This is a genomic window from Legionella brunensis, from assembly GCF_001467025.1.
In the GTDB taxonomy this organism is placed as follows: domain Bacteria; phylum Pseudomonadota; class Gammaproteobacteria; order Legionellales; family Legionellaceae; genus Tatlockia; species Tatlockia brunensis.
Map to the genome: position 1 here is coordinate 1 of NZ_LNXV01000025.1, position 7,989 is coordinate 7,989.

Genomic DNA, 7,989 nt, shown 5'->3' on the forward strand with positions numbered 1-7,989 from the left:
CGTGACGACCACATTGGCAAGGCCCGCAGTCCCTGCCGGAGTTACTACTGTCAATTGGGTCGAGCTGCTCACATTTACGCTAGTTCCGAGACTACCTGCAAAACTAACACTCGTACCCCCAACAACAAAGTTGCTACCAGTAATCGTCACCGTTTGTCCTCCCGATGCAGGTCCCAAGTTAGGAGAAACCGTTGCGAGAGTGGGGGACGCCACATAGGTATACGAGCCATTGCCAGAACTACCGCCTACTGTCGTGACGACCACATTGGCAAGGCCCGCAGTCCCTGCCGGAGTTACTACTGTCAATTGGGTCGAGCTGCTCACATTTACGCTAGTTCCGGGACTGCCTGCAAAACTAACACTCGTACCCCCAACAACAAAGTTGCTACCAGTAATCGTCACCGTTTGTCCTCCCGCGGTAGGTCCTGAGTCAGGAGATACCGTTGCAAGAGTGGGAGACGCCACATAAGTATAAGAGCCATTATTAGAACTACCACTTGCAGTAGTCACTACTATGTTCGTTAGACCAGGACTATTCGGTGGTGTGGTGACTTCTATTTGATTAAATGTTGATGAAACGATAGGAGCCGCAATACCTCCGAACGTGACACTCTGTGCTCCAGGAAAAAAGTTGTTCCCTGTAATGGTTACTGTTTGCCCTCCAGTCGTAGGTCCTGACGAGGGAGAAACACCCACAATGGTCGGTCCATCATAAGAGTAAGACGCTGGATTAGAAGAACCTTCTGCGGTATTAACTACCACACTCACAGTACCCACCCCCGCTGGAGTAGTCACTACTAAGACAGTTGAGGACTCTGAGGTAATGGTTGCAGGAGATGCTCCAAATATCACCGTACTTCCGCCCACCACAAAATTTGAACCAACTATGGTAACGCTTTGTCCGCCGGATGTAGGTCCCGATGTAGGAAAGATATTAACGATCAAAGGAGGGGCAAAATTAGCTTGTTTTTTAATTTTATAGGTATAACTGTTAGTAGCCTTTGTACTTCCATTTTCAGTAGTCACGATCACATCGACAACTCCAGCATCATGTGCGGGTGTAGTGATGACGACCTGCTTGTCATTCTGTGACACAATTTTTGCAGTCGCACTATCGAACGTAACGGAAGTAGTTGCATCAAAATTTGAGCCTGAAATTGTAACTGTTTCACCCCCGGTAGTAGCTCCTGAATTTGCGATAATTTTTTCGATTGTTGGCGCTTTAGCATTAAAGGAATTGGAATTTGCCACGAAAGTATAGCTTTCTTTTGCTGTAGCGCTTCCTTTTCCTGTTGTCACAACCACATCGACAACCCCAGCGTCATGAGAGGGTACAGTTACAACAACTTCCGCATCATTCTGTGACACAATACTTGCAGCCACGCCACCAAAAGTAATGGAAGTATTTTCATCAAAATTTGAGCCTGAAATTGTAACTGTTTCACCTCCAGTAGTAGCTCCTGAGTTTGCGGTAATTTTTTTAATTATTGGCAGTTGAAATGCGTCTGCAACGTAGGTAAAAACTCCTTTTGCTGTAGTGCTTCCTTTTTCTGTTGCCACAACCACATCAACAACTCCGGCCTCATGTGAGGGGGTTATCACAGTAAGCTCTGTTTTATTTTGTGCGACAATTTTTGCTGCGGCCCCACCAAAAGAAACCCTGGTCAACTCAGTAAAGTTTTTTCCAGTAATTACTACCGTTGAGTCTCCATAAATATTCCCTTTGCTAAGGCTTACCTTAGCAATTTTAGGAAGGAGAGGCGTACCGTATGTATAACCCGATGGAAGCGTTGCTTGCTGACCATCAGGATTTTGTACTCGAATATCAACCCCTAAAGATGAAGCAACTGATGCAATTGGGGGGACTGTTACATTAATTAATGAAGATGATTGTACTGTCGTTAATGGGGCTATTTGATTCCCAAAAAATACCTGAGCACCCTGTATAAAATTAAAACCAGAAATAGTGATTGTATTGCCGCCAGCAAAAAGGCCACTATTAGGTGTAACTGCGGTGATAGCCGGGGCTAAATAACGAGTAACTTGTTCAGCTATAGCTAATACTTGATTCATATGAACAGCTGGCATTTGTACCCACTGAGCTACACTAGCAAGTTGTTTCCCACGCCAATTAAAACGTTTTTCATATTCCTTACTACCGGGAGTCCAGTTCACCTGTAAGCTAATACTGTTATTATTTGGAGTGCTATTGTGGGAAACTAGATGCTGCCCTGTTAAAGCGAACTCTAATCTTTTATCTTTTAGCGGAGGCAACCAACCAATACCACCTTGATAACTGTCATAAATTTTTCGAACTGACGCTTCTCCCAAAAATTTAAACTGACTGTTAAATAAGTGATTGATTTTAACTGCGGCGCCAATACCTTCACGATTCTCATGAAAAATATCACTAAAAAGAGTATGGTAATGAACTTGGTCATAATAAATATTGCCACCAACTAATGTTGCAGGTGTTAATAATACCTCTACTCCTGCATCAATACCTTTACTAGTGGCTCCAGCAATATGACGATAATTAATACACTCAATGCCTACCTGACTACTGCAATTTAAACCATTTGACGCAAATACAAAAGGATTAAGATTTTTATCAGAGGCATCCGCGTAATAGCCTCCGGCATTCACTGTTTGAAGAAATGGATGTACAAATAATTGCTGAAATCTTGCTCCATAGGCATCTTGATGAACTCGTTCCTCAATAGCTCCTGAGTCAAATTGAAAAGGCAAACGCTGATTAAAACGCTCCGCTGTAAACTTTACTTGTGATAAGGGCAGGAATTCATAACCAACAGTTCCTCCATAGCGGTACTGACCTGAGCCATATTCACCAAGTGCTGCAAAGACCAATCGCTCATTTACAGGAAATAAGTACTGAGCATTTAAAAAAGTTCCGGTTAAATCGCTATAATTAACTCCCCAGGTTAAAGGGCCATTCAATCCAAACTGCTGATTATTTAAATAGAGGCTTTCAAGAGGAGTTACAGGGGATGACAATTCTGGCGTTATGGATTGAGTTGAATTTCTCCAGGGGGAAGAAGATGACATGTGGTTTACTTGCATAGGTGTTGCAGCAAATGCAGCTACTTGAAGTAACTGGCTATATATTAATAGCGCGGAAACAAATTGTTGGGTTTTCTTCTTTGCAACTTTACTAAAAATTTTTACAAATGAATGGTGAGCTGTCCCTTTAAGCATCTAATACACTCCTTTAAGAAAATAAATGCTAATATAGCCTGTGGGGATTTACAAGAGTGAATATTTTGCGCACTGACGTGAGAGGCTCGCATTATTTTATATGTTTGCCTATATTAGACTGATATACCATAAACGCATCTTTGGCCCATTCATCATTGCCACCCAATTTGCATATGAACAATGAAGATCATACAAAAACGATACATTAAATGGCGCGCCCATGCTGACACAACTCCCGACTGCAAGCCACGGACTAAGGAAGATCAGTACGAAGTTTGGTTAAATAAGCGACCTAAACTACTTTTGTCTAAATTTAAATAATTAAAACCTTAGTCCCAGGATTGGATTTTACCCAATTAGCCACATACTCGATATAGTTATTTTTGCCAACAGCAATGCATCCACGCGTTGAGCTTGGTAAATTGTTAAACCAACTAAATCTAGATGACTGAGTTGGCCCATGGATACCTACATCTCGACCTGTATATCCTGCAGCTAATTGCTTTGAAGTCGGATAGAGAATTGGAATAAAGACTTTAAATTGGGTGGATTTTCTTGGATAAGCTAACCTATATAAACCAATTGGAGTTTTATTATCACCCGCTTTCTTTTTACCGACGCCCTTGTATCCGAGAGCTACTTTAAAGGTCTTAATTACAGTGCCATGTTTACAAATATTTAAAATTCGCTTTGTGGTGTGTACATTGATTCCGTTTGATAAAGGACAAGTTGCGGTACCGGCAAATAAAGCAACAGGTAAAAAAATAGAGATTATTAAGGAAATTGCTTTTATTTTCATACAAATAGACAAATATTACTGAAATTGGCTAATTATTATTCCATAGTATTACCTTTATGCCTAGGGTTTGCAGGCTAAATCTTTCACTAACAGCAAGTAGCAACTGTCTTGGAGATGCACTGGCAAGAATAATTTTCAATAAGCAGTTTGATTTCATTTATGCTCATTCCTTTGTATGGCAGGTTCATTTGTGGTTTAAGTTTCATCGTCATTAGGCCAACCATTAATTTTTATATCTAAGTGATTTAACAATGCAATGACATCTGGGAATAAAAATTTTGCTTTAGTTACCGTATTACATTGGGTATCAATACCATAATTGGTGGAATTCGTGAAATCAGCATGTTTTAAGTTTGTATGCATGAATAAACTATTTTGTAAATCAGTTCCAACAAAACTCGCATAATTTAAATTGGCTTCTCTAAAATCAACATTGTGAACCTTACAACCTTCCATGATTAAATCATCAAGCGTAAGCCCAAAAAAACTCGAATGGCTTAGATTACTTTCATAAAAATAGAGTGGACTCGTAAGTTTTACCAATGGCCAGCTCAATTCCGTCCAATTTATTCCCGCAAGTTTGGAATGTTTAAATGAGACCTCAGAAAATTTACATCCTGGAAACTTTGACAGAGAGAGATCACACGACTCAAAATCGCAGTCAATAAATTTTACTTTGCTAAAAGTAACCCCAAGAAATTTACATTCTTTAAATTGGCAACTCTGAAACTCAATGTGATCGACTCGGGTTTCCTCAAGTATTAGCTGACTGAACGTTTCCTCAGCATACCTATTAAGATTAAATGTAGTCATCATTCAACTCATAAAAATAATCTCGACTATAAATCGAGAAAAAATGAACACACAGTACTGGCCAATAACTTAAGACTGAGCTTCATTATCCAAATATTTAATAAAGAAGGTTATGGTTAATTTTGGATTTGTAGTATTTTTCTCACAAACTCTGTTTTAAAACCACATTCCTTATAAAAGCCTGGTGTCTGAAATGCACAAGCGATCAGATTAATATTATTTAATTCATTCCTGAGGGCTGTTCTCAGTCCCGATGCTGCTAAAAACTATTCATCAGATTCTTCAGTTTTTTTTAAAATATCCAATATAAAAAAATCTTCTTTTATTTCACCATTAACAAACCAAGTGCATCTTAGTTCATTTTCTGCTTCAACAGAGACCACTGTCATTTTAGGTCCACCAGATTTTAATATAACTACATCGCCGACCTTAAATTGATTATCCATCCCCCCCCTTTTACGCCTACGCCATCATTCTAAATGTAGCAAAGTATTAGAAATCAAACAGAGCTATATTATCCTTTAAACCAGCCGTTGATAAATTATCAGAGAGTTAATTTTACAAACTTTTCTTTACGAAAGTTATTATGGCTACTACAACACCAATAACCTGACCGTCCGATACATTATCAATTTTTATATCTCAATTATCATTTTCCTCCTTGAGTTCAATTATGAAATGGTTTTGCGATGCACACCCTACAAGCAAACCTGGTTGCAACCAGGATTTCACGCGAAATAGCCATCTATATTAAAAAAACCACCTAAAATTTAGACGAATCATTCCACAATCAATGCTTATATCGGTGATAGCTATCAGGATAGTGAGGTGAGAATGAATTAATTCAGAATGATGGTATGGCCCAGTTAGGCTATGCAGACTTAACTGCTACATGCTCTACAAGCACATTAACTCCTAAATAAAATGGTTTATCATCTCCTACGAACACCTCAAGCAATTTTTAAAGCATAGAGATGCTAAAGATATTATCTTGACTAAGTTAACTCTTAAAAATTGACTTAAACAAATGCTTTTATATTAATTTGCTATTGCTTTAACCACATTTCAACTATGCTGGATTGAGTTTAGATTAAAACAGTAGTTTTGGAAAAGAAATTGAATGGACTCTCTCCCAAAGTATGTCTGGTAGTAGAAGACACAGTAATTGAGAAAACCGATTAAATGGCGCGCTCGGAGGGACTCGCCCCCCGACACCTTAGTTCGAAACAAAGTACTTAACTTTTAAAGTCTTTTAAAATCAATGCATTGTTAGGCATCAACAGCATAAAGCGACCTAGAGCGGCAGAGCGTTCACACTCAAGGCACGTTAACGTCACTATCTCTCAAAACGCCTCCATGACCACTCTTTGGAGTGAAGTCATAAGCCCCCAATCGATTTAAAAAAAGATCAATATGATCAAAAATGGCATTAATTTTATATACTATACTTGTACTATTTAATTTTTTAAAACTTGAGATTTTATGAAAGGACAACGGGCTCCAACTGATGATACTGAAGTAGCGAATGAGTGGGAATATAAATTATTATTGAAAAAATTCAGAAAAATTTCACTAGATTTTATTCCTGATTTTTCGGATAAACTTTCGATTGAACCTATTTCAAAAGAAATTGGTAAAGGTGTGAAAGCAAAAGAACCGCTCCCAAAAGACGAAATTATCGGATTTTATCATGGAAAAGTAAAACATCTATCATCCACTACAGGGAGTACAGATCATTACGAAGCTAGTTTAGGTGGCGGCTATGTTCTTAGTGCTAAAGATATTACTGACCATTTTTCTCCAATAATTAATGGATGTTTAAGTGAAAGTGAGATTGAAAAATATTGTTTAACCCCTGATGGTAAAGAAGTCAAAAGCGATGATTTGCAAGATATAGGCCTTCCAAATGTGAGATTTGAACCGGTTAGTTATGAATTAGATGGAAAACTTCACGTAGGTGTCATTATAAGAACAACAGAAGATATTAAAAAAGGAGAACAATTATTACTTCCTTATGGCATTACTTATTTTTATGGGATGAGGTTTGTCCCAGCTTTTTTTGATAAGGAAGGTCAAGTTTTAGATGATACGAAAATAATTTTTAAACCTTCAGTTAGAGATTTTATTGACCATTTGCCACCTCCATGGCTTCGCGAAGATCCTAACTATAGAAATGTAACTTCTACACAAACAGGATCACAAAATTTTTTCTCTCATGCTCCTAGCTCCAACTGGGATTTGGAAGAAAATGAATTTTGCTTTGTCTATAATGAAAAAAATCCAGATAAAATAACCTTATATTTTAAAATTTCTGAAGGTGAATTAAAGAATACTATAAGTAGTAAAATTTTTAATATAGAGTTTAATCAAAGAAAATTAGACAATGAAATTGTTAGTGTATTAACAGATAAAGATAAGACATTTCGTGATAAGGAACATTTTTTGGAATATTGCAAAATGTTAAAATCTAATAAAACAAATGAGTCCATCAAAATAGAAAAAATAAAAAGGGAAGCAGAAGAAACAGGATTGCTTCGCCCTGATATCTCTAACATGGAATCTTGTAGGGATGAAATTTCAAAAAATCCAATGTCTTTAATTATTTACCGACCTGAAGGAGAGCCATTTGTTGCAATTGGACTGACTTACCGGAGAAACAATGAAACCAAACATCAAACAGGTGTTTTGAAGTTAGAGGAGGTTTCCCCTTTGACTTTAAATAACATTCTTAAATATGCTGAGCATCATATTAATTTAAAATTACAATTTTTTGATTTTATCCGTGAAAGTGATGATTATCTAATTGATACTAATAAAGAAAATGCAAAAAAATTACTAGACGAGAAGCCATATGTTATTGTTGATAGTGACAAAAATGATAAAGGTATATTCTGTATTTTATACAAAGAAAATGATCAAATTAAGGAATCTTATATTTGTGGAAGTGAAGTCGCAAAGATAGCTGAAAAAATTGATCCTAATAATAAAAAATTAATGCTAGATGAGTTGATTAATAGACTTAATTTGCCACAAAGTAATTTGCTAGAAGAAGATAACAAATTGAAAAATATAAAAAAGAGAGTGTTCATCTAACTGTGTCACCTCATTGATTATCTAAGTCTCAGGTTCATACGGTCTTCAAAATAAATATGAAGCTGAGA

The 7,989-nt window shown here is 37.2% G+C and carries 5 protein-coding genes; 1 reads left to right on the forward strand and 4 read right to left on the reverse strand.

Annotated features, from left to right (window positions below; genetic code table 11):
- The 4 genes from Lbru_RS08760 to Lbru_RS08775 all read right to left on the reverse strand — a co-directional run.
- A partial coding sequence (locus Lbru_RS08760; protein ID WP_193786916.1) for an IPT/TIG domain-containing protein occupies positions 1–3,216 on the reverse strand: 3,216 nt, incomplete at its 3' end.
- 313 nt (positions 3,217–3,529) lie between these two features.
- Positions 3,530–4,015: a L,D-transpeptidase family protein gene (locus Lbru_RS08765; protein WP_058441809.1), complete on the reverse strand. Its 486-nt coding sequence runs from the start codon at positions 4,013–4,015 to the stop codon at positions 3,530–3,532.
- Between the two features lie 195 nt (positions 4,016–4,210).
- Positions 4,211–4,831, reverse strand: coding sequence for a pentapeptide repeat-containing protein (locus tag Lbru_RS08770; protein ID WP_058441810.1), 621 nt, complete (start codon positions 4,829–4,831; stop codon positions 4,211–4,213).
- Positions 4,832–5,094: 263 nt separating this feature from the next.
- Positions 5,095–5,274 (reverse strand): YodC family protein, encoded by a 180-nt coding sequence (locus tag Lbru_RS08775; RefSeq protein ID WP_058441811.1) that lies wholly within the window; start codon positions 5,272–5,274, stop codon positions 5,095–5,097.
- A gap of 1,036 nt (positions 5,275–6,310) precedes the next feature.
- Here Lbru_RS08775 and Lbru_RS08780 point away from each other — a divergent pair.
- Complete coding sequence (locus Lbru_RS08780) at positions 6,311–7,921, forward strand: SET domain-containing protein-lysine N-methyltransferase (protein WP_058441812.1); 1,611 nt, start codon at positions 6,311–6,313, stop codon at positions 7,919–7,921.
- The last annotated feature ends 68 nt before the right edge of the window (positions 7,922–7,989 follow it).